We start from the raw sequence: 22,098 nt of genomic DNA, 5'->3' as shown, positions 1-22,098 counted from the left end.
ACCCCCGCGAAAGCGGGGCCCCATCTCGTGCAAGGGCCAGTCATATCACCGCAGTTTCGACGCGTACCTTCTCCCGGAGATGGGCCCCCGCTTTCGCGGGGGTGACGATCCTTTTCGGAAGCGCTTCTCCCGCGCTCGCGCAGAGCGAACCGCCGGAAATCGTCATCACCGGCCGCGGGCTCGACGCGCCGCCGGGCGAGGCGGCGTACGATGTCGTTACGATCGACCGCGAACGGCTGACCAGCACCGCCAGCAACCGTCTCGAGGACGTTCTGCGCGACGCGGCGGGCGTGGCCCAGTTTCGCCGCTCGGATTCGCGCTCGGCGCATCCGACCAGCCAGGGCGTTACCTTGCGCGGTCTGGGCGGTAACGCATCGAGCCGCGCATTGGTCACGCTCGACGGCGTACCGCAGACCGATCCGTTCGGCGGCTGGGTGGCCTTCCCCGCTTATCTGCCCGAGCGTCTTGCCGCGATCCGCATCACCCGCGGCGGCGGTAGCGGATATGCGGGACCCGGCGCGCTTGCCGGCACCATCGACCTGATCAGCGGCTCGCCGACCGATCTCGGCACGCTCCAGCTGCGCACTGCCTATGGCAGCCGCGACAGCGTCGACGCCACTGCCCTCGCTTCGGCCACGCTCGGCGGCGGCTTCGTCACGCTCGCCGGCCAATATGCCCGCGGCGATGGCCTCATCCCCGTGGTCGAAGAAGATCGCGGCCCCGCCGATCGCGCCGCGCCCTATGAGCAAGCCAGCTTGGCGCTGCGCGGCGTCGTCGATATCGGCGGCGGCACCGAGCTCCAGGCCAATTTGTCGGGCTTCACCGACCGGCGTGATCGCGGCGTCGACTTTACGCGCGTCGCCAGTGACGGCGCCGATGCGAGCATCCGGCTGGTCAAACGCGGCGACTGGGGCTGGTCGGCGCTGGCTTATCTGCAGACGCGCCAGTTCGCGAGCGGCTTCGCCAGCGTCGATGATGCGCGGACCGCGGCATCGCCGACGCTCGACCAGTATAATGTTCCCGCCACCGGCGTGGGCGGGCGGATCGAGATCGCCCCGCCAATCGGCGGAGGCATCACGCTGCGGCTGGGCAGCGATGTCCGGCGGGTGTCGGGGCGAACGCAGGAGCGATACACCTTCGTCGCAGGCGCGCCGACGCGACGGCGCGTGGGAGGCGGCGAAAGCACCACGTTCGGCGGGTTCGCCGATGCGAGCTACGAGGCCGGAGCGCTGACGCTCAACGCCGGCGGACGGCTGGATCATTGGACGATCACCAACGGCTCGCTGGTCGAACGCCCGCTTGCCGGGGGTGCCGCACTCACCAATCTCGCCTTCCCGGATCGCAGCGGCACCGAGGCGACCGGACGCGTCGGCGCTGCGCTCGCCACCGGCGCGGTAACGTTCCGAGCCGCGGGATATCGCGGCTGGCGACTGCCGACCCTCAACGAACTCTATCGCCCGTTCCGCGTCGGCGCCGATGCGACGGCGGCCAATGCCGTGCTCGATCCGGAACGGTTGACCGGCGCCGAGCTCGGGCTCGACTGGCGCCCCGCCGCACAGCTGACGCTCCGCGCCACCGGCTATTGGAACCGCCTCGACGGGGCGATCGCCAATGTTACGCTGGCCAGCGGCCCCGGCACCTTCCCCGGAGTCGGCTTCGTCTCGGCCGCGGGAGTCTATCGCCAGCGCCAGAATCTCGACGCAGTCGAGGCGCGCGGAGTCGAGCTGGACGGCAGGTTCGCGAGCGGGCCGTTCAGCGTGGCGGCGTCCTACGCCTTCGTTGATTCGCGCGTCCACGCCTCCGGCATCGCTGCCGGGCTGGACGATCTTCGCCCCGCGCAGACCGCGGCGCACCAGGCCTCGACGACGCTGGCTTGGCGCCGCGGCGATCTGGGGGCGTCGCTCACCGCACGCTATGCCTCGCCGCAATTCGAAGACGATCAGAACAGCCGCGAGCTGGCGGACGCGCTCACCTTCGACGCCGTGGCGGCGCTTCCGATGACGCAGAACCTGAGCATCGAGGCGCGCGCCGAGAACCTCGCCGATGCGCGAGTCGAGGCCGGGATCAGCGGCCCCGGCGTGGTCGAACGGGCGACGCCGCGCACTTTTTGGCTGGGGCTGCGCTACCGGCTGCGCTGATGCTCAGGGGTGCGGCAGGGAGACCAGCCGGTCGAACAGCGCAAGATAGTCGGAGATCGGATCGCCCTGCGCGATGATCGGAGCAGGGCGGATCGCAGCGGGGCCAAGCCAGTGATCGAGCGCTGCGATCAGCGCCCCGGCGTCGTCGCGCGCGACGACGGTCCCCAGCTCCGGCCCCGCCACGATCTCGCGCACCGCGACGCTCGATTCGGTCGATACCACCGGCGTCCCCACCGAAAGCGCCTCGCACAGCACGCCGGGAACGCCTTCATAGTCCGAAGTCAGCACCGCCACCGCCGCACCTTCCAGCGCGGGCAACGGATCGCCGGCGTGGCCAGGCATCGACACGCGCGCCGACAGGCCGAGCGCGGCCACTTGTGCCTCCAGTTCGCCGCGCAAGCTGCCTTCGCCGAGGATCAGCAAATGGACTTCGCGATCGCCGATCCGCACCATAGCGTCGATCAGCCGGTCCCAGCGCTTCTGCGGCTCGAGCCGTCCCAGGCCGACGATATAGCGCCTCGCGGGAAGCGCTACCGGCGCCGCGTCGGGACGCGGCAAGGCCGGCGGGTTGGCAATTATGCTGACGCGTTCGGGCGCGAGGCCCATCTCGGCCACCGCCTCCGCCGCCATCGCCGGAGTCATCGCGACGACATGATCGACGAAATGCGGGTGAAGCCGGAGCCACCGGCGATAGGCCCAGGCCTCCAAGCCGCTTTGCTCGGGCCGGACCAGCGCGTTGGACACCTTGGCGACGATCGCCGGCGACTCGCGCCCCAGGCGCAACCGAGTCAACGCGGCGACGCCGCTATAGTGATTGCCCGGGCAGAAGATCAGGTCCGGCACCACCCTGCGGACATGCCCGGCGAGCGCGAACAGCGCCGAATAGCGCGCATCGCCGAGGGAGACCAGGTCGACCCCTTGGGGGATCTCCGCGGCGAGTGGCCCTTCATCGCTGCCGACCACGAGAGTCACGCGGCGGCCGGCGCGCAGCCAGCCCTCGGCCATGCGCAACAGCGCCCGCTCGACTCCGCCGCCACGCATCGTCTGGGCGTAGCTGAGGATGTGCTGGGCGGTTCGGGTATCAGTGCGCTGCAACATCGGCCCTTGCGGTTTGCCATCCTTAGGCCCAAATCCACTCGGCAATAAACCGCATTCTGCTGTCAGTCCGCCATCTCCGCACTGCGCCCATTTCGGGGAGGTGATGCAAGACGCGGAAACAAAGTGATATTTGTTTTTACGTGTCTGCAGCGGAAACCAACCCAGTGAACAAATCAGCAGTGGAGGCTTCGGTGAACACCAGCGCTGTCGAAGCCCCGTTGGCGAGCGCGCCCGACCTTGCCGGGCTCGAACCCGTCGAGAAGATCCGGCGCCGCTGGCCGATGCTGCTGGGCGGCGCGCTGACGCTGCTGATGATCGGCGCGCTCGCGCACGAATTGTTCGGATCGGGGCTGGTCGCGCTTTCGCGCAGCGTGCCGACCAACCCCCTCTTCTACCTGGCCTTCGCGCTTTACTATCTCGGGCCGCCGACCTTCGATTACATCATCTTCCGCCGCCTGTGGGGGATCCCGCTCGACGGCATGGCGGCGCTTCACAAGAAGCGGATCTCGAACGAGGTGCTGCTCGGTTATTCGGGCGAGGCCTATTTCTATGCCTGGGCACGCCAGCGCACGCAGATGGTCGCGGCGCCGTTCGGCGCAGTGAAGGACGTGACGATCCTTTCGGCGATCGCCGGCAACGGCATCACTTTTCTGGGCATCACCCTGGCGCTGCCTTTCGGGATCGACCTGCTCACCGCGATCCAGCAGAAGCTGGTGCTCGGTTCGCTCGGGTTGATCATCGCCACCTCGCTTCCTTTCCTGATCTTCTCGCGCCGGGTGTTCTCGCTTCCGCGTCCGACATTGTGGTGGATCTTCGGCATCCACTGCACGCGGCTGGTGCTGGGATCGTTCTTTATCGCGCTCGCCTGGCACGCGGCGATGCCGCAGGTGTCGCTGATGGTGTGGCTGTTCCTCGCGGCGGCGCGGCTGCTCGCCTGGCGCCTGCCGCTGGTGCCCAACAAGGAACTGGTCTTCGCCACGTTCGCGATCATGCTGATCGGTCAGGGCGCGGCGCTGTCGGACCTGATGGCGCTGATCGCCGCACTCAGCCTGCTGGTCCATGTGGCGCTGATCGCGGGCTTCAGCCTCCATTCGCTGCTTTCGAGGAAGTCTCAATGATTCGCACCTTCACCCCGGCTGTCGCCGCAATAGGTGCCGCGGTGCTGGCGTTCGCTGCAGCCCCCGCTGCTGCCGACCCGGTCGACGGATCCTGTGCGTTGCCCGGCGGCCCGCGCGTCCAGGTGAACGTGACGGGGCTCAAGGATCGCACCGGCCGGCTCAAGCTCGAACTCTACCCGGCGAACGAAGCCGATTTTCTGAAGGACGATCGCTCGCTGGTGCGCGAGGGAAAGCCGTTTCGACGCGTCTGGGCGACGATGCCCGCTTCCGGCCCGGTCACTTTGTGCATCCGCGCACCGAGCGCCGGGCAATGGGCATTGCTGTTCACCCATGACCGCGACGGCAAGAACAAGTTCAACTTCTGGCAGGACGGCGCGGGCTTTCCGAGCAACCAGCGACTCGGGCGCAGCCGTCCCAAGGTCCGCCAGGCGCTGGTCAACGTGGCGGCCAGTGGCGGCCAGATCACCGTACGGGCGCAATATCTGAAGGGTCTCGGCGGCTTCGGCCCGCTCGACTGAGGAGGCGATCATGCGCATCGTCGACGTCAACGAATTCTACTCGCCCACCGGGGGCGGGGTGCGGACCTATATCGATCGCAAGATCGGGATCATGGCCGATCTGGGCCACGAGCTGACCGTCATCGCGCCGGCGCTCGAAGAGGGTGTGGAGGATCGCCCGGGCGGCGGCCGCATTCTCTGGGTCAAGTCGCCGGCTTTGGCGCTCGATCGCAACTACTGCATCTTCGTCAAGGACGAGCCGGTCTGGGCGTTGCTCGACCAGCTCCAGCCCGACATCGTCGAATGCAGCTCGCCCTGGCTCCCCGCCTGGACCGTCGCCAACTGGAAGGGCGCCTCGCTCAAGGTCTTCTTCGCGCATGGCGACCAGATGGGTGCCTATCCGCAGCGCTGGCTCGACAATATCGCCACGCCGATCCAGGTCGAACGCGCGTTCGCCTGGTACACGCGCTACATGAATCGCTTCCTCGGCCATTACGACGCGTTCGTCACCAACGGCCCGGCGCTGGCCAAGCGCTTCCGCCGCCGCGGCATGAAGGTCGACGCGTCGATGCCTCTCGGGATCGAGCGCAGCTGGTTCTCGCCCGATCTGCGCGACGAGAAGCTGCGCGTGGCGCTGCTCGAGCAATGCGGGCTGCCGCCCGAGGGACATCTGCTGCTCGGGCTCGGCCGTCATCACAAGGAAAAGCGCTGGCCGCTGGTGATCGATGCCGTCGAGGCGGCGGCGACCGATTTGCCCGTCGGGCTGATCCTGATCGGCGACGGCCCCGAGCGCCGCAAGCTGGAGGACCGCATCGCCGACAGCCCGCATATCCGCATCTTCCGCCCGGTATATGACCGCGTCCGCCTGTCGCGGATCATGGCGAGCTGCGACGCATTGGTCCATGGCTCCGATGCCGAGCCGTTCGGGCTGGTCGCGTCGGAGGCGCTGGCCTCCGGCCTGCCGCTGATCGGCCCCGACGAGGGCGGGTTCGCGGAAATCGCCGATCCGCTGTTCGCCGAAACCTATGCGGCGCGCGACGCGCTGTCGGCCGCCGACGCGATCCGCCGGATGTTCGCGCGCGAGCCGGTGATCCTGCGCGCCGCCGCCTGTGTCGCGGCCGGCAAGGTGCGCAGCGACCGCGACCACACGGTCGAGCTGATGGCCTATTATTCGGAACTGCTCGACAGGCGCGCCCGCGCCGCCGCTTGAAGCGGCGGCGTCAGCAACAGCAGCCGCAGCCGTCCGTCGCCCACCTTTAGCCGCTTCGCGATGCGCGGTTCGGCGATGCGCTCGATCTCCGAATCGAGCCCCGGGTCTCCTCCCGACCAGCGCGCTTCTCCGCCCAGAAGCACGACCGGCGGCAAATCGTTCGGCCGAAGGCGCCCAACCGACACGAGGTGGAAGCGGCGCTCATCGGCTTCGGAGATCAGTGCTTTGCTGCGGAGAAAGAACGGTCCTGCGGCAAAGCGCCGGTCCGGAAGCCTTTCCGCGCCGGGAAGGAGTTGCGGCGCGGTCGACGCGACCGGGCCGTGGGCCCCGGCCGCGTCCAGCGCCCGGTCGATGGCCCGGCCTTCGTCGAGCACGCGGACCATCGGGATTCCTTCGACCGCAGCGCTGCCGAACGCGATCACCGTGGGCGCCAGCCCGGCGAGCGCGAAGGCGGTGAACGCAAACCTTTGCCATTGCAGTTGTGAATCATCCCAGACCCGCGCCAGCCGCACAAACAAAGGCGGCAGCAGCGGCAGCAGATATTGCCGCCAGGTCGGCTCGGGCAGCACCGCCGAAATCAGCCCTACGCCAATGAGGAGATGGAGCAGCCAGTCGATCCGCGCGTGACCGCGCCACGCGCGCAGCCGGGAGGCGACCAGCAGCAGTGCGGGGAGCGCCGCACCAAGCGCCAGAAACTTGGCGAGATCGATCAACCGGAATGCCAGCGTGAGCTTGTATCCCTTGCCCCCGCTCGCGAAATATTGCCGCGGCGCGTCGGCGGGGAAAGTGAAGACGCCAAACCGAAAGGCCTCCGGCGCCAGGCTGGCGAGCCCCAATACGAGCGCGGTCGGCAACGCTGCCCCCACGGCGACCCACAAGGGACGATGCGCACGATCGAGCAGCGTCCACGCCCCATATGCAGCGGCAGGAAGCGCGTAACTGGCCTTTGTCGCGGCTGCGGCGGCCAGCAGCAGCCCCGCGCAGAATGCGGCGAGGGGCGTACGCCGCCGTCCTTCGCCGGCAATGATGAGCCAGAGCGCACCCGCCAGCAATGCTACCGGAAGCGCGTCGTTGCGCGCGCTGCCCGTGCCGAACAACAGGATGTCGGTGGCCGCGAACAGTCCTGCCGCGATCAGCGCGGGGCGAACTCCCACCGCCGCAGCGCGCGCGGCGCGATACACGAACATCACGGCAAGCGCGCCCAGCACCGCATTGATCAGCCGAAGCCCCGGATACGCGTAGGCGCCTAGCAGCTTGGCGACACTGCCGAACAGCAACGGCTGGAGGGGGGTCTGCAGATAGGCATAATCGCGATAGGGAAGCAGCCCCTCGCCCGAGAGCACTGCCGCGGCGACATATTGGCTCTCGTCATGATCGATCGGCCGCGCCATCGCGAACAAGGCGAACACCAGAACCAGCGCGGCAAGCGCCGCGGGTCTCCCGAACGCGGCACCGGGAAGCGGAGCGGCGGCGATCACTGGATATGGAAGGGCAAGGGGTGGTCCCGGCTCGGTGGCAATTCTTTCCCTATGCCCTTTTCGGCACGCGCCACAATGTTCAATCCGGGGCAGTGGGGCCCTCGGCCCAGCCGTCGCCCAAGCACGCTTTATTCCGCCGCGATCTGCGGTCCGAAATCGAGCTCGGCCTGCGCGACGCGCCAGAAGCTGCGGCGATGGTGGGGCGTCGGGCCGAGGACGCGCAATGCCTCCTGGTGGACCTTGGCCGAATAGCCCTTGTTGCTCGCCCAGCCATAGCCGGGATGTTCCGCGTCGAGCGCCTGCATCATGCAGTCGCGCTTGTGCTTGGCGACGATCGAGGCGGCGGCGATCGACATGCACAGCGCGTCGCCGCTGACCACGGCGTGGCTCTGATGGTCCCAATCGGGGCAGCGATTGCCGTCGACGAGCACGAAGGCCGGCCGGAACCCCAGCGCCTCGACCGCGCGGTGCATCGCCAGCATCGATGCCCAGAAGATGTTGATCGTGTCGATTTCCTCGACGCTCGCCATCCCCACGCCGACCTTGGCGCAGGCGAGCAATTCGGCGCACAGCCGTTCGCGCTTTGCCGCGGTGAGCACTTTCGAATCGTCGATGCCCTCGGGGATGCATTTGGGGTCGAGCACGACCGCTGCAGCGACCACGGGGCCGGCGAGCGGCCCGCGCCCTGCCTCATCGACGCCGGCGACGGGCCCCTTGTGCAGCCGCTTGTAGCGGCGTTCGAACTTCAGATCGGGTCCCGGATTTTTAGGCATCGTCCAGCCGCCATGGCGGATAGCGGCGCATCTCGCCAGCCTGATAGAGACGAATCGCATTGCCCGCCGGATCGCGCAGCCGCGCCTCGCGCCAGCCCCATTGCTCGTCCTTGGGCTCCTGCTCGAATTCGAAGCCCTGCTGCTGAAGATAGGCGACCGTCACGTCGAGATCGCCGCATTCGAAATAGACCACCGGGGCGGTATATGCCTCGTCAGTCGCGATCGAGAAGGTGGCGCCGCCCTCGGTTTCGAAGCGGGCATAACGCGGGCTGGCGCGCACCACCTGGCGAAGCCCGAGCAGTCGATAGAAGCGCTCGCTCGCGGCAAGGTCGCGTGCGGGCACGGTGACCTGGTTGAGCATCGGCTCGAAGAAGCTCATGTTGAGATCGAGCCGCACTGCCTGCTGCCCCATCGGGCCGTGGCCCCGCCCGAGCCCCGGTGCCTCGCGCATCGCAATCCGGACGAAACGCCGCGCACGGTTGACCGCTTCGGGGAGGTCCCATTCCTGGGCAAGTCCGCAGGCGATCGCTGACGACAGGGTACAGCCGGTGCCGTGGGTCGCTTCGGTATCGATCCGCGGGTCGCTCCATTCAATTTCGGGCGGGTCGTCGGGGTTGACCGAGTAAAGCCGGTCGGTGACCTGGGGCTCGGCTGCGTGCCCGCCTTTGACCAGCACCGCGCAGCCATGTGCCGTGACCAGAGCCGCCGGATCGCCGCCCAGCGCCTCGAGTTCGGGCAGATTGGGCGTCACCACCGTCGCGCGCGCCATCAGCCGCTCGAACGCGGCGATCGTCGCGTCGTCGGCGAGCGTCGCGCCGCTGGTCGCGACCATCACCGGATCGAACACCACCGGGACACCGGGCAGCTCCCCGAGCTTTTCGGCCACCGCCAGCGCGGTACGCGCCGAGCCGATCATACCGATCTTGATAGCGTCGACGCCAATATCGCGCACGACCGCGTCGATCTGCGCGAGGACCATGTCGGTGGGGATCAGGTGGACGCCGCGCACGCCCAGCGTGTTTTGCGCAGTGATCGCAGTGATCGCCGTCATCGCATGGCCGCCGAGCATGGTGACGGTCTTGATGTCGGCCTGGATGCCGGCGCCGCCGCCCGAATCAGAACCGGCAATGATCAGGATACGCGGCGTCACTGGCTCATCCCTTGAACTTGCGTTCCGTCGAAGCGGGGCGACGCTGGAGCGCTGCACCCGTTCGAGTCGGCCGGTCCATCAATTCGCCGCCGCAATTCGGGCATTGCTCATCGAGCGCATCGGCGCAGGCCGCGCAGAACGTGCATTCGAACGAGCAGATGAATCCGCCGGGATCGTCGGCAGGCAGGTCGACTCCGCAGCGTTCGCAGTCGGGGCGCATTTCGAGCATCAGCGCGCCCCCTTCTCGCCGTCATAATAATCGACATCGTCCGCAACCCGGAAAATGTGACGCACCGATCGCGCACCACGCTCGCCCGCGACGATGCTGATCTTGCCCGAATCGGGATATTCGCAGGTCTCGATCTCGACCAGGTTCGACACGGCGAGATAGCGCATGTCGGTGCTGCCGGTGTTGACGATCTGGTGCGCGACCTCGGCGCCGCCGGTTGGGCAGGCGATCACGTCCATCGCGCGGATCGGGTGGCGCGCGCTCCCGAAGCGCAGCTCGCCCGCGCCTTCGAGGATGAAGAACATCTCCTCCTCGCCGTGGTGGCTATGGAACGGGCATTGGACCTTGCCCGGCGGAAGCACCGTCAGATTGTAGCCGAGCTTGCGCGCGCCGATCAGGTCGCTGATCGTCGCGCGGCGCGAGGTGTAAATGCCGTTATCCTCGACATCGTCGAACTCGACCGCGTCTAGATTGACGACGGGACCGGTCATTTCCTCTCCCATGATGGACAGGAGCTATCCCCGTTCGTGCTGAGCCTGTCGAAGCACCGTTTCTTTCCCGATCCGTGGACGAAGAACGGCCCTTCGACAGGCTCAGGGCGAACGGAGGGGGCGGTGGTCACGCCGCCGCCGCGCGCACTGCGTCGCACACGCGATCGACCACCGCCTCGACCTGCCCGCGATCGTCGCCTTCGGCCATCACCCGGATCACCGGCTCGGTGCCCGAGGCGCGAATCACCAGCCGCCCCTTGCCGTCGAGCTCGGCCTCGGCTCCAGCGATGGCATCCTTTACCCGCGCGTCGTCGAGCGGCTTGCCGCCCTTGAAGCGGACATTCTTGAGGATCTGCGGCAGCGGATCGAAGCGGTGGAGCACTTCGCTGGCCGGCGCGCCGGCGCGGACCAGCTCGGCGAGCACCTGCAGCGCGGCGATCAGCCCGTCGCCGGTGGTGGCATAATCGGAGAGGATGATATGTCCGCTCTGCTCGCCGCCGACATTATAGCCCGAGGCGCGCATCTTCTCGAGGACGTAACGGTCGCCCACGGCAGTGCGCACCATCCCCAGCCCCTGCGCTGCGAGGTGGCGCTCGAGTCCAAGATTGGACATCACGGTGGTCACCAGCCCGCCGCCGGCGAGCCGGCCCTGCCGCGCCCAGCCGGACGCGATCAGCGCCATCAACTGGTCGCCGTCGATCACCCGCCCGGTCTCGTCGGCGACGATCAGCCGGTCGGCGTCACCGTCGAGCGCGATGCCGATCTGCGCACCCGATGCGACGACGGTCTCGCACAAGGTATCGGGCGCGGTCGAGCCGACGCCGTCGTTGATGTTCTTGCCATTGGGCGTGACGCCGATCGCGATCACTTCGGCACCGAGCTCCCACAAAGCGGAAGGCGCGACCTGATAGGCGGCGCCATTGGCGCAATCGATCACCACCTTGAGCCCGTCCAGGGTGAGATCGCCGGGGAAGGTCGACTTGGCAGCGTGGGTGTAGCGCCCCCGCGCATCCTCGACGCGCCGTGCCCGGCCGATATCCGCCGCGGCGGCGAGCGGCACTTCGCCGTCGATCAGCGCCTCGATCGCGAGCTCGTCGGCATCCGAGAGCTTGTAGCCGTCGGGCCCGAACAGCTTGATGCCGTTATCGGCATAGGGATTGTGGCTCGCAGAGATCATCACGCCCATGTCGGCGCGCATCGACTGGGTGAGCATCGCCACCGCAGGAGTCGGCATCGGCCCGACCAGGACGACGTCCATGCCGACGCTGGTGAACCCGGCGACCATCGCGTTTTCGAGCATGTAACCCGACAGGCGCGTGTCCTTGCCGATCACCACGCGGTGGCGGTGATCGCCGCGTGCGAAATGCGCGCCCGCGGCCATTCCCACCTTCATCGCCATCGCCGCGGTCATCGTCGAGACGTTGGTGGTGCCGCGGATTCCGTCGGTGCCGAAATATTTTCTTGCCATGCCCTGCCTGTTCGCGCCCTTGTGGCGTTTCGTGCCCGCAGAGATAGCGGCGAAAACTACAAAGGGCGAGCATGTCGCAACCTACTCGTATTCTTCTCAGCCTGATCGCCGGGCTGACCGTCGGCGCGCTGTTCGCGGCCTATGCGCCGCAGACCGGGCTCAGCGTCGCCGAATGGGCGCAGCCGATCGGCCAGGCGTGGCTCAACGGGCTGCAGATGACGATCGTCCCGCTGGTCGTCGCGTTGCTGATCACCGGCGTCACCGCTACTGCCGAAGCCGCCCAGGCAGGCCGGCTGGCAGGGCGCGCGATCGCCTTCTACGTGATCGTGCTGTTCCTGTCGGCGGCGGCGGCCGCGGTGCTGACTCCGCTCTTCCTCCACATCTGGCCGCTGCCGCAGGAATCGGCGGCGAGCCTGCGCGCGGCGCTGGTCGGTGCGGAGAAGATCGGGCCGGTGCCCCCGCTGGGAGAATTCTTCGCGGCGATCATCCCCGCCAACATCATCAAGGCGGCGGCGGAAAACGCCTTCCTGTCGCTGATCATCTTTTCGCTGGTCTTTGCATTCGCGATCACGCGCGTCGGCGGGGATCAGCGCAAGCTGCTCGTCGGCTTCTTCGCGGCGCTGCGCGACGCGATGCTGGTGGTGATCGACTGGGTGCTGTGGATCGCGCCGATCGGCGTGTTCGCGCTCGCATTGGTAGTCGGTGCCAAGGCCGGAACCGGCGCGTTCGGCGCGCTGATCCACTACATCCTCATCGTCGCGGGCGTCGGCTTCGTCGTCGCGCTATTCGCCTATCCGGTAGCGGTTTTCGGTGGCCGGGTGCGCTTCGCCCGCTATGTCCGCGGAGCATTGCCGAGCCAGGCGGTGGCGATCAGCACGCAATCCTCACTGGCCACGCTGCCGGTGATGATCGAGGGCGCGAGCGCCCTCGAGGTCCCGGTTGTCGTCTCCGGGGTCACCCTGCCGCTGGCCGTGGCGATCTTCCGCGCGACGGGTCCGGCGATGAACTTCGCGGTGGCGATCTATGTCGCGACATGGTTCGGCGTGCCGCTCAACCCCGCAACGCTGGCAGTCGGAACCGTCGTCGCGGCGCTCACCTCGCTCGGCTCGGTAAGCCTGCCCGGCACGGTCAGCTATGTCAGCGCGATCGCGCCGGTGGCCGCGACGATCGGTGCGCCGGTGGCGCCGCTGGGCCTCCTCGTCGCGGTCGAGACGCTGCCCGACATCATGCGTACCGTCGGCAACGTCACCTGGGACCTCGCGGCGACGACCTGGCTGTCGCGCCGCGCGGGCAAAGTGCCGCTCGACGAGGCGGACGCGATGCTTCGACACGACTCGGTTTAGCTTGGGGGCTCGCCAAGGGCTATTTCAGCAGGACCAGTTCCTCGGCCATGCTCGGATGCAGCGCGACGGTGTCGTCGAACGCTTCCTTGGTGAGTCCCGCCTTGACCGCCACGGCCGCGGCCTGGAGAATCTCGGGCGCGTCGGGGCCGATCATGTGGATGCCGACTACCCGGCCGGTCATCCCGTCGCACACCATCTTGTAGAGCGCGCGCTCGTTGCGGTTGGCGAGCACGTTCTTCATCGCGCGGAAGTCCGAGGCGTATACCTTGACCGAGCCGAGCTTGTTGCGCGCTTCCCCCTCGGTCATCCCGACGCTGGCGATCGGCGGATGGCTGAACACTGCGCTCGGCACGCAGCTATAGTCGACCGTCCGCGGATTGTTGCCGAAGATGGTGTCGGCGAACGCCTGCCCCTCGCGGATCGCGATCGGGGTCAGCTGGATGCGGTTGGTCACATCGCCGACCGCGTAGATGCTGTCGATCGTCGAGCGGTTCTGCGCGTCGACCTTGACCGCGCCCTTGGCGTCGATTTCCACCCCGACATCCTCGAGCCCCAGTCCGGTGGAATTGGGCACGCGCCCCGTGGCGAACAGGACGACGTCCACTTCCATCGGATCCTGCCCTGCGAGGAAGACTTTGAGGCAGCCATTTTCGAGCTTCTCGATTCGCTCGAACTCGGCGTGGAAGCGGAAGTCGATGCCCTTGGTCAGCGAGATCTGGAGCAGCCGGTCGCGGACCGAGTGATCATAGCCGCGCAGGATCACGTCGGTGCGGTTGACCACGGTGACGTGGCTGCCGAATTCGTTGAAGATCCCGGCGAATTCATTGGCGATATAGCCGCCGCCGGCGATCAGGATGCGTCTCGGCAATTTATCGAGGTGGAAGACCTCGTTCGACGTGATGCCATGCTCGTTGCCCGGGAATTCGGGAATGTGCGGATGCGCGCCGGTGGCGATCAGGATATATTTCGCAGTGATCTTCTTGCCCGACGCCAGGGCCACTTCGTGCGGGCCGGTGACGGTGGCGCGCTCGAGGATGATCTCGGCGCCGGCATTGTCGAGGCCCTGGGTGTAGAGCCCGTTGAGGCGGTCGACATCGGCGAGGACATTGTCGCGCAATGTCGCCCAGTCGAAGCTGCAATCGGGGACGTTCCAGCCGAAACGCCGCGCATCCTTGAGATCCTCGGCGAAATGCGCGCCATAGACGAGCAATTTCTTGGGCACGCAGCCGCGGATCACGCAGGTGCCGCCAACGCGGTATTCCTCGGCGACCGCTACCCTAGCGCCATAGGCCGCCGACACCCGCGAGGCGCGAACCCCGCCCGACCCGGCGCCGATGACGAACAGGTCATAATCATAGTCGGCCACCATTGCTCTCCCGCGCGTCGATCAGGGGCGCGAGATAGGCGGTGTGGGGCACGATGCCAATGACGGCGCGCTACCGCTTGCGCACGAACTCCGCGCGGAGAACCAGGCCCTTGATGCCTTCATACTTGCAGTCGATCTCCTGCGCGTCGCCGGTCAGCCGGATCGACTTGATCAGCGTGCCGCGCTTGAGCGTCTGGCCCGCGCCCTTGACGGTCAGGTCCTTGATCAGGGTCACCTGATCGCCGTCCTGCAGGATATTGCCGACCGAATCACGGACCTCGACCGTGTCGGCCGCGCCCGTCGCCGCAGCGTCGGCGGCGGGGATCCATTCCCCGCTCGCCTCGTCGTATACATAATCTTCGCCGCCGCCGGGCATCAACCGAATGCCCGCTGGATGAGATCGGTGGTCGAGGCGTCGAAATCACCGCCGTGCTCGGCGGCCCTCGCCATCTCCTTGCCGAGCTCGACGCCGAACTGGTCGAACGGGTTGATCCCGAGCAGCACTGCGTTGACGAAGGTGCGCTGCTCGTAGAACGCCAGCAGCGCGCCCAGGGTGCGCGGATCGAGATCGCTGAGCAGCAAGGTCGAGGATGGCCGGTCGCCGGGATAGGCGCGGGCGAGGTCCTGATGCTCCTTGCCCGCCATCAACGCCGCGCCCTGCGCGAACATGTTGAGCAGCAACTGGCGGTGATGCAAATCGCCCTGGGCGTGGCCCGGCTCGATCACCCCGACGAACTCGACCGGGACCAGCCGGGTGCCCTGGTGGAGCAACTGGAACACCGCGTGCTGCGCATCGGTGCCCACCCCGCCCCAGGTGATCGGCGCGGTCGGCCAGGTTACCGGCTCGCCGTCGGCAGTGACGCGCTTGCCGTTCGATTCCATCTCGAGTTGCTGGAGGTAGCTCGGCAGCAGCCGCAGCCTCTCGTCATAGGCGAAGGTCGCTCGCGTCTCGCAGCCGAGTGCCTGCGTGTAATAAAGGTCGGCGAACGCCGCGAGCGCCGGGGCGTTCCGCGCGAGCGGAGTCAGGCGGAAATGGCGGTCCATCTCGGCCGCGCCTTCCAGCATTTCCTCGAACGCATCCCAGCCGAGCGCCAATGCCGCGGGGAAGCCGATCGACGACCATAAGGAATAGCGCCCGCCGACGCTTTCGGCGAAGGGCAGCACGCGCGTCTCGTCGATACCCCATTCGACTGCCTTGTCGGGCGCCGCGGTCAGCGCGACGACGCGGCCATAGGGATCCTCGACGCCGTTGCCCGACAGCCAGGCGAGCGCGCTCTCGGCGTTGAGCAAGGTCTCGGTGGTAGTGAAGGTCTTGGAGGCGATTGCGATCAGGGTCGCCTGCGGGTCGAAGCGATCGAGCGCTTCCTCCAGCGCCGCGCCGTCGACGTTGGAGACCACCGCCACGTCGTAGCGATCGGCGTCGCGGCCAAGCGCATCGACCAGCAGCTCGGGTCCCAGCGCCGACCCGCCGATGCCGATATGCAGGATGTGGCGAACCGGGCCGAGCGCCTCGGCCTCGATCGCATCGATCAGCGCGCGCATCCGCGCCTGAAAGCCGCGTGCCCGCGCCACGCTGTCGGGCGAACCCTCGCCGCGTTCGGCGGTGTGCTCGACTGCGCGGCCTTCGGTGACGTTGATCGCTTCGCCGGCGAACAGCGCATCGCGCTTGGCGGCGAGCCCCATCGACTCGGCAAGCGCCGCGAAGGCCTGAACCGCTTCCCCGGTCAGATGCGTCTTCGACCAGTCGAAATGGATCCCCGCCACGTCGAGCGAAAGCGCCGCTAGCCGCGCCGGATCCTTGTCGAACAATTGCTTGAGCGAGGCGGGCTTGAGGGCGTGAATCGTCGACCAGTCGGGCAATGCCATGTTCATCTCCTTGAACGCAGGCTGCCCCTATCGTCCCGCACCCCGCGCTTCCAGCGCTATTCAGCCGCTTGACCTACCCGCCCAGCCCAAGCAGAGCACAGTCCATGGAAAACGCGCCCTCCGCAGAGCCCGAAACGCCCGCCATCGAAGCGCCCAAGCCCTATTCGGTGGGCACGGCGGCGGAAAAGCCCAAGTCCGAATGGCGCGACCTCGCGTCGTTCCTGATCAAGCTGGCGCTGATCGTGTTCGTAGTGCGCAGCTTCATCTTCTCGCCCTTCTCGATCCCGAGCGAATCGATGCTGCCGCGGCTGCTGATCGGCGACTATCTGTTCATCACCAAATGGAATTACGGCTATTCGAAGCATTCGCTGCCGTGGAGCCTGCCGCTGATTCCGGGCCGCATCTTTCCGGGCACGCCGGCGCGCGGCGACGTGGTGGTGTTCAAGGCGCCGCCGGGCAACGATACCGACTGGATCAAGCGAGTCATCGGACTGCCGGGCGACAGCGTCCAGATGGTCGGCGGCCAGTTGATCCTCAACGGCAAGCCGATCCCCAAGAATCGCGTCGCGCAGTTCGTGCTGCCGATCTCGCCCAATTTCGAGCGCTGCCAGCCGCAATTCCAGAATGTCGATGCCGAGGGCAACGGCGTGTGCAGCATCCCGCGCTTCCGCGAGACCCTGCCCAACGGCAAGAGCTATGACGTGCTCGACCAGGGCACCTATCCCAAGGACAATACCGGCATCTACACCGTCCCCGCCGGCCACGTCTTCCTGATGGGCGACAATCGCGACAATTCGACCGACAGCCGCTTCAGCCACGCCGATGGCGGCATCGAGTTCGTGCCGCTGGAGAATATCGAAGGCAAGGCCGTGGTTAATTTCTGGTCGACCGACGGCAGCGCCAATTGGTTCCTGCCCTGGACCTGGTTCACCGCGGCGCGCTGGGATCGGCTGGGAGAAGGCTTCTGACCCCCCCGGCTCTGGGGGGATGGATCGCTGAAACCTTCGGCCGCAAGCCCGGTGACATTGCCGCCTATCAGCGTGCGCTGACGCATGGCAGCCAGGCCGCGGCCAATTACGAGCGGATGGAGTTTCTCGGCGATCGCGTGCTCGGGCTCGTCATCGCCGAGTGGCTGTTCGAGTGTTTCGCCGAGGAGCCCGAGGGTGCGTTGTCGCGCCGGCTCAACGCGCTGGTGACCGGGCCGGTCTGCGCCGAAGTGGCGCGCGAAGTCGGCGTGGTCCCGTATCTGCGGCTCGGCAAGCAGGCGCGCGAGGACGGCGCCGCGGACAGCGACAATGTGCTCGGCGACGTGATCGAGGCGTTGATCGGCGCCTTCTACCTCGAATTCGGGCTGGAGGCGGCACGCGGCTTCATCCGCAAGGCGTGGGCCTCCCGGATCGACACCCAGGGCCAGGCGCCCAAGCATCCCAAGTCGGCGCTGCAGGAATGGGCCGCGGCGAACAATCGCCGGCCGCCCGAATATGAAGTCGTCGAGCGTTCGGGCCCCAACCATTCGCCGCGCTTCACGGTGAAGGTGGCGATCGGCAAGCTTCCCGAGGCGACCGGCGAAGGGACGAGCAAGCAGGAGGCCGAGACGGCGGCGGCCGCGGCGTTGCTGGAGAAGTTGGAGTCGAAATAGGGTCGGTAAAACGCCCTTCGTTCCTGTAGCAGTCTCGCACGATGAGCTTCTGGGTTTATATCCTGAAGTGCCGCGACGGCGCCTATTACACCGCACACCGAAGACGTCGCAACACGAGTCGCGCACCACCAATCCGGCACGATCAAGGGTTTTACCTCGCAGCGTCTCCCCGTGACTTTGGCCCGGTGTGCCGATTTCAGCACCCGCTACGAGGCGATCGCGAGCGAACGGCAAATCAAAGGCTGGACCCGCGCGAAGAAGGAAGCGCTGATCGCCGGCGACTGGGAACGCCTGTCCTCGCTCGCGCGCAATCGCCAAGACGATGGCCGCCCTTCGACAAGCGCAGGGCGAACGGCTAGGGGAGAGGGCGATCCCAAGAACCGTTCGCCCTGAGCTTGTCGAAGGGCAAAAGCCCGAACCGCGAGAAGAATGACCGAACCCACCACCCCCCATTGCGGCGTCGTCGCAATCGTCGGCGCGCCCAATGCCGGCAAGTCCACGCTCGTCAATGCGCTCGTCGGCCAGAAGGTCGCGATCGTCAGCCCCAAGGCGCAAACCACGCGCGCCCGGCTGATGGGCATCGCGATCCATGGCGACGTCCAGCTCGTGCTCGTCGACACGCCGGGCATCTTCACCCCCGAGCGCCGGCTCGATCGCGCGATGGTCGCCGCCGCATGGGAAGGCACCGACGGCGCCGACCTGATCGCTTTGGTGGTCGACGGCAAGGGCGGCACCGGATCCAAGGTCCGCCAGGTGATCGAAAGCCTGGCCGGCCGGCCCGAGCGCAAGATCCTGATCCTCAACAAGGTCGACATTGCCGACAAGCCGCGCCTGCTCGGCCATGCCGCCAAGCTCAACGAGATGCTGCCGTTCGACGAGACCTGGTTCGTCAGCGCGCAGACCGGCGACGGCGTCCCCGAATTGAAGGATGCGCTCGCCGCAGCGATGCCTGAAAGCGCCTGGCATTTCCCCGAGGACCAGGTCTCCGACGCCACCGAGCGGATGATCGCCGCCGAAGTCACCCGCGAGCAGCTCTATCTCCAGCTCCATGCCGAGCTGCCTTATGCGAGCGCGGTCGAGACCGAGAAATATTCGGAGCGGCCCGACGGGTCGGTCGAGATCCACCAGCAGATCCTCGTCGCGCGCGACACCCAGCGCGCGATCGTGCTCGGCAAGGGCGGGACGCGGATCAAGGAGATCGGCGCCCGCGCCCGCGCCGAATTGTCGCGGATCATGGGAGTGCCGGTGCACCTCTATCTCCACGTCAAGGTCAACCCGAAATGGCAGGAAGATCGCGAGCTCTACCGCGACATCGGGCTCGACTGGGTGGACTGAAGCAAATCCTGCTACCCGTTCGCCCTGAGCTTGTCGAAGGGCGCCTCTCCACAGAGGTTCAACTTGCGGCACCCGGCCCTCGACAGGCTCAGGACTTAATTGCACCAATCCCTTGCAATGTAGGATTTGGTTTGCTGAGGTCGATGCGCCGCCCTCCAGCGGCCGCTCTTTGACAATTTGAATGCCGACCGAAAACAACGCAGGTCTGCTGCATTCCGGCATCGCCCGTTTGCCGCCCGACATGCGCGATAGTGTGACCTTGGTGTGACCTTCGGCGCGCAGGATGCGCGCGCGCCGGCGCAATCCCCGGCTTTTGCCAGGGCGGGAACCTACGGAGCAAGCATCTCCTCCACCCATGTCGGCACCAGCACCCCCGCCGGCCCCATCCGGCTCTCGGCGAACCACAGGCTCCCCTCGGAGGGATCGAGGTTGAGCTCGAGCGTCGCCGCCCCGCGATGCCGCGCTGTCTGGACGAAGCCGGCGGCGGGATAGACCGCGCCTGACGTGCCGATCGAAACGAACAAATCCGCCTCGGCGAGCGCCGCTTCGATACGCTCCATCTCGTACGGCATCTCGCCGAAGAACACGATGTCGGGGCGCAGCGCCGGAGTGCCGCAATTCGGGCATTCGGTCTGCGGCGGCAGCGCCTCTTCCCATGCGGTGCGGATGCCACACGCCGCGCACAACGCCGATTTGAGCTCGCCGTGCATGTGGAGCAGTCGCGTCGATCCGGCGCGCTCATGCAGATCGTCGACATTCTGGGTGACGAGCAGCAACTCCCCCGGCCATTGCGCATCGAGCCGGGCCAGCGCGCGGTGCGCGGCATTGGGCGCGACGCTGGCGAGCTTGGCGCGCCGCTCGTCATAGAAGCGGTGGACCAGTTCAGGATCGCGCGCGAGCGCCTGCGGGGTGCAGACATCCTCGACGCGATGCCCTTCCCACACCCCGCCCGGTCCGCGGAAGGTCGCGACGCCGCTCTCGGCGGAGACGCCCGCGCCGGTGAGAATCACGATGTTGTGGATATCGGCCATCGCCGACCTCTACCGCCCGCCATGCGGCTGCCGCAAATGCGCTGTTTGATTGCCTGCAGATACTCCGGAGTATTTGCCGATGCTGCTGCCGCTCGCCCTGCTGATCGCCGTCACCGCGTCGCAGCAGCGCACGCTGGTCCCAGGCGGAGACGATGACGGTACGCAGGCGATCGCCGCCGAACCGCGCTGCGACCCCGCCGCCCAGGACGAAATATGCATCAAGGCGAATCCCAACCGCTATCGCCTCGAAAGGATCGAGCCGCGCTATGTCCAGCCGCGGGCGCGCGCGGCGCAGGCGCTGGGGCCGGGCGAAATTTCGATCGAGGCCGAGCAGCGCGAATTGCCGGGCGCGACGGCGCCCGCCGCGATGGTGCGCTTCCGAATGCCGTTCGGGCGCAAGAAGCCGAAATAGCCCCTGTCGCCCCGCCCCCCGATTGTGCCACAGCAGGCGCCATGACGAGCATCGGCATTTTCGGAAGCATGGGGCGGATGGGGCAGGCCATCGCCGCGGTCGCGCCCAGCCTCGGCGGGCAAATCGCCGGCGGCGCGGACATCAGCGACAACCCCGCAGATCTTGCCCGCAAGGCGGATGTGCTGGTCGATTTCTCCGCCCCCGCGGCACTCGAAGCGCATCTGGGGGCGGCGCGCGCCGCATGGACGCCGATCGTGATCGGTACCACCGGCCTGAACGCGCACCATCATGCGCTGATCGACGCCGCCGCGGCGGAGATCCCGGTGCTCCAGACCGGCAATACCTCGCTCGGCGTCGGGCTGCTCGCGCGGCTGGTGCGCGAAGCCGCGGCGCGGCTCGGCCCCGATTGGGACATCGAGATCGTCGAGATGCACCACCGCAACAAGGCCGATGCGCCGTCGGGCACTGCGCTGATGCTCGGCAACGCTGCGGCGCACGGCATCGGCACCACGCTCGCCGAGGCCGGCGTGACCGATCGCGCCGGGCTGACCGGTCCGCGCGCGGACGGGACGATCGGCATGGCGTCGCTGCGCGGCGGCTCGGTGGTGGGCGATCACAGCGTGATCTTCGCCACCGCCGGCGAGCGCATCGAGCTCACCCACCGCGCCGACGATCGCGCGATCTTCGCGCGCGGCGCCGTCCAGGCGGCCTTGTGGCTCAAGGGCCAGCAGCCCGGCCGCTACACGATGGACGAGGTGCTCGGGATTTGAACAAGGCGGAAATCGTCGAGTTCTTCGCGCGGCTCGCCGCCGACAATCCGCACCCGGAGACCGAACTCGAATACAGCAATGCCTTCACCTTGCTCGTCGCGGTGGTGCTCTCGGCGCAGATGACCGATGCCGGGGTCAACAAGGCCACCCGCATCCTGTTCGCCGAGGCCGATACGCCCGAAAAGATGCTCGCGCTGGGCGAAGAGACGCTCAAGCAGCGGCTGCGCACGATCAACTTCTACAACACCAAGGCGCGGAACGTGCTCGCGCTCAGCCAGGCGCTGATCGAGCGGCACGGCAGCGAGGTCCCCGCCGACCGCGACCTGCTCGAAACGCTGCCGGGCGTCGGACGCAAGACCGCCAATGTCGTGCTCAATTGCGCGTTCGGGCGCGAGACCTTCGCCGTCGACACGCATATCTTCCGCGTCGGCAACCGCACTGGGCTGGCGCGCGGCAAGACCCCGCTCGACGTCGAACTGAAGCTCGACAAGCGCGTACCCCAACCCTTCCGCCTTCACGCGCATCACTGGCTGATCCTGCACGGCCGCTACACCTGCAAGGCGCGCACCCCCGAATGCTGGCGCTGCGTGGTCGCCGATCTCTGTGCGTACAAGCCCAAGACCCCCGCCCCGCCGGCGCGCGAGCAGAGGACGCGCTGACGAGGAAACGGCTGGCGCGGCGCGTTT

Annotated in this window: 23 protein-coding genes; 12 read left to right on the top strand and 11 right to left on the bottom strand. The window is 67.4% G+C overall.

The window, feature by feature from the left end:
* Nucleotides 1-101 precede the first annotated feature (101 nt).
* A complete protein-coding gene (locus tag E5A73_RS12025) occupies nt 102-2,138 on the top strand; it encodes a TonB-dependent receptor (RefSeq protein WP_135964057.1) in 2,037 nt (678 codons plus the stop codon).
* Between the two features lie 3 nt (nt 2,139-2,141).
* Here E5A73_RS12025 and E5A73_RS12020 read toward each other — a convergent pair whose 3' ends face one another.
* Entirely contained in the window at nt 2,142-3,236 is a 1,095-nt protein-coding gene (locus E5A73_RS12020) for a glycosyltransferase (protein ID WP_135964056.1), read from the bottom strand.
* A 191-nt stretch (nt 3,237-3,427) separates the two neighbouring features.
* Between E5A73_RS12020 and E5A73_RS12015 the strand changes: the two genes are divergently transcribed.
* From E5A73_RS12015 to E5A73_RS12005, 3 genes are read left to right on the top strand one after another with little or no spacing between them, the layout of a single operon-like run.
* The gene (locus E5A73_RS12015; protein WP_206366472.1) at nt 3,428-4,354 is read left to right on the top strand and encodes a hypothetical protein; all 927 of its coding nucleotides are present in this window, start codon (nt 3,428-3,430) and stop codon (nt 4,352-4,354) included.
* A complete protein-coding gene (locus tag E5A73_RS12010; RefSeq protein ID WP_135964055.1) occupies nt 4,351-4,872 on the top strand; it encodes a DUF2141 domain-containing protein in 522 nt (173 codons plus the stop codon). The genes E5A73_RS12015 and E5A73_RS12010 overlap by 4 nt, the downstream gene beginning before the upstream one ends.
* Nucleotides 4,873-4,882: 10 nt before the next feature.
* Nucleotides 4,883-6,061, top strand: a complete 1,179-nt coding sequence (locus tag E5A73_RS12005) for a glycosyltransferase (protein WP_135964054.1) — start codon at nt 4,883-4,885, stop codon at nt 6,059-6,061.
* Here the strand turns inward: E5A73_RS12005 and E5A73_RS12000 are convergent.
* The 6 genes from E5A73_RS12000 to glmM form a co-directional block, all read right to left on the bottom strand.
* Nucleotides 6,019-7,539: a glycosyltransferase family 39 protein gene (locus E5A73_RS12000; RefSeq protein WP_206366471.1), complete on the bottom strand. Its 1,521-nt coding sequence runs from the start codon at nt 7,537-7,539 to the stop codon at nt 6,019-6,021. The two genes, E5A73_RS12005 and E5A73_RS12000, sit on opposite strands and share 43 nt — an antisense overlap.
* A gap of 128 nt (nt 7,540-7,667) precedes the next feature.
* Entirely contained in the window at nt 7,668-8,312 is a 645-nt protein-coding gene (locus tag E5A73_RS11995) for a ribonuclease HII (protein ID WP_135964053.1), read from the bottom strand.
* Nucleotides 8,305-9,462: a bifunctional hydroxymethylpyrimidine kinase/phosphomethylpyrimidine kinase gene (gene thiD / locus E5A73_RS11990; protein WP_135964052.1), complete on the bottom strand. Its 1,158-nt coding sequence runs from the start codon at nt 9,460-9,462 to the stop codon at nt 8,305-8,307. Before thiD ends, E5A73_RS11995 begins: the two co-directional genes overlap by 8 nt.
* 4 nt (nt 9,463-9,466) lie before the next feature.
* Nucleotides 9,467-9,691 (bottom strand): DUF1272 domain-containing protein, encoded by a 225-nt coding sequence (locus tag E5A73_RS11985; protein WP_135964051.1) that lies wholly within the window; start codon nt 9,689-9,691, stop codon nt 9,467-9,469.
* Nucleotides 9,691-10,182: a cupin domain-containing protein gene (locus E5A73_RS11980; RefSeq protein ID WP_135964050.1), complete on the bottom strand. Its 492-nt coding sequence runs from the start codon at nt 10,180-10,182 to the stop codon at nt 9,691-9,693. The genes E5A73_RS11985 and E5A73_RS11980 overlap by 1 nt, the downstream gene beginning before the upstream one ends.
* Nucleotides 10,183-10,309: 127 nt before the next feature.
* Nucleotides 10,310-11,650, bottom strand: a complete 1,341-nt coding sequence (gene glmM, locus E5A73_RS11975; protein WP_135964049.1) for a phosphoglucosamine mutase — start codon at nt 11,648-11,650, stop codon at nt 10,310-10,312.
* A 71-nt stretch (nt 11,651-11,721) separates the two neighbouring features.
* On the opposite strand from glmM, the gene E5A73_RS11970 reads away from it, so the two are divergent.
* Nucleotides 11,722-12,993: a dicarboxylate/amino acid:cation symporter gene (locus tag E5A73_RS11970; protein WP_135964048.1), complete on the top strand. Its 1,272-nt coding sequence runs from the start codon at nt 11,722-11,724 to the stop codon at nt 12,991-12,993.
* 19 nt (nt 12,994-13,012) lie between these two features.
* On the opposite strand, the gene gorA is transcribed toward E5A73_RS11970, so the two are convergent.
* From gorA to pgi, 3 genes are all read right to left on the bottom strand, one after another.
* Nucleotides 13,013-14,359: a glutathione-disulfide reductase gene (gene gorA, locus E5A73_RS11965; protein ID WP_135964047.1), complete on the bottom strand. Its 1,347-nt coding sequence runs from the start codon at nt 14,357-14,359 to the stop codon at nt 13,013-13,015.
* A 70-nt stretch (nt 14,360-14,429) separates the two neighbouring features.
* Nucleotides 14,430-14,735: an alkylphosphonate utilization protein gene (locus E5A73_RS11960; RefSeq protein WP_135964046.1), complete on the bottom strand. Its 306-nt coding sequence runs from the start codon at nt 14,733-14,735 to the stop codon at nt 14,430-14,432.
* A complete protein-coding gene (gene pgi / locus E5A73_RS11955; RefSeq protein ID WP_135964045.1) occupies nt 14,735-16,225 on the bottom strand; it encodes a glucose-6-phosphate isomerase in 1,491 nt (496 codons plus the stop codon). The genes E5A73_RS11960 and pgi overlap by 1 nt, the downstream gene beginning before the upstream one ends.
* A 104-nt stretch (nt 16,226-16,329) precedes the next feature.
* Between pgi and lepB the strand changes: the two genes are divergently transcribed.
* From lepB to era, 4 genes are all read left to right on the top strand, one after another.
* Nucleotides 16,330-17,193, top strand: coding sequence for a signal peptidase I (gene lepB / locus E5A73_RS11950; protein WP_135964044.1), 864 nt, complete (start codon nt 16,330-16,332; stop codon nt 17,191-17,193).
* Complete coding sequence (gene rnc, locus E5A73_RS11945; protein ID WP_420822573.1) at nt 17,190-17,864, top strand: ribonuclease III; 675 nt, start codon at nt 17,190-17,192, stop codon at nt 17,862-17,864. Before lepB ends, rnc begins: the two co-directional genes overlap by 4 nt.
* Nucleotides 17,865-17,948: 84 nt before the next feature.
* Entirely contained in the window at nt 17,949-18,257 is a 309-nt protein-coding gene (locus E5A73_RS21750) for a GIY-YIG nuclease family protein (RefSeq protein WP_338112867.1), read from the top strand.
* Nucleotides 18,258-18,293: 36 nt separating this feature from the next.
* Nucleotides 18,294-19,199: a GTPase Era gene (gene era, locus E5A73_RS11935; protein WP_135964043.1), complete on the top strand. Its 906-nt coding sequence runs from the start codon at nt 18,294-18,296 to the stop codon at nt 19,197-19,199.
* Between the two features lie 329 nt (nt 19,200-19,528).
* Here the strand turns inward: era and E5A73_RS11930 are convergent, their stop codons facing one another.
* Nucleotides 19,529-20,230 (bottom strand): NAD-dependent deacylase, encoded by a 702-nt coding sequence (locus E5A73_RS11930; protein ID WP_135964042.1) that lies wholly within the window; start codon nt 20,228-20,230, stop codon nt 19,529-19,531.
* 79 nt (nt 20,231-20,309) lie between these two features.
* On the opposite strand from E5A73_RS11930, the gene E5A73_RS11925 reads away from it, so the two are divergent.
* From E5A73_RS11925 to nth, 3 genes are read left to right on the top strand one after another with little or no spacing between them, the layout of a single operon-like run.
* Nucleotides 20,310-20,642: a hypothetical protein gene (locus tag E5A73_RS11925; RefSeq protein WP_135964041.1), complete on the top strand. Its 333-nt coding sequence runs from the start codon at nt 20,310-20,312 to the stop codon at nt 20,640-20,642.
* Between the two features lie 41 nt (nt 20,643-20,683).
* Nucleotides 20,684-21,412: a 4-hydroxy-tetrahydrodipicolinate reductase gene (dapB, locus tag E5A73_RS11920; protein WP_135964040.1), complete on the top strand. Its 729-nt coding sequence runs from the start codon at nt 20,684-20,686 to the stop codon at nt 21,410-21,412.
* The gene (gene nth / locus E5A73_RS11915; protein ID WP_135964039.1) at nt 21,409-22,071 is read left to right on the top strand and encodes an endonuclease III; all 663 of its coding nucleotides are present in this window, start codon (nt 21,409-21,411) and stop codon (nt 22,069-22,071) included. The genes dapB and nth overlap by 4 nt, the downstream gene beginning before the upstream one ends.
* Nucleotides 22,072-22,098 lie beyond the last annotated feature (27 nt).

Source organism: Sphingomonas gei (genome assembly GCF_004792685.1).
Taxonomy (GTDB): domain Bacteria; phylum Pseudomonadota; class Alphaproteobacteria; order Sphingomonadales; family Sphingomonadaceae; genus Sphingomonas; species Sphingomonas gei.
Note: the sequence above shows the minus strand (reverse complement) of the source record. Positions and strands in the feature narration are given on the sequence as shown.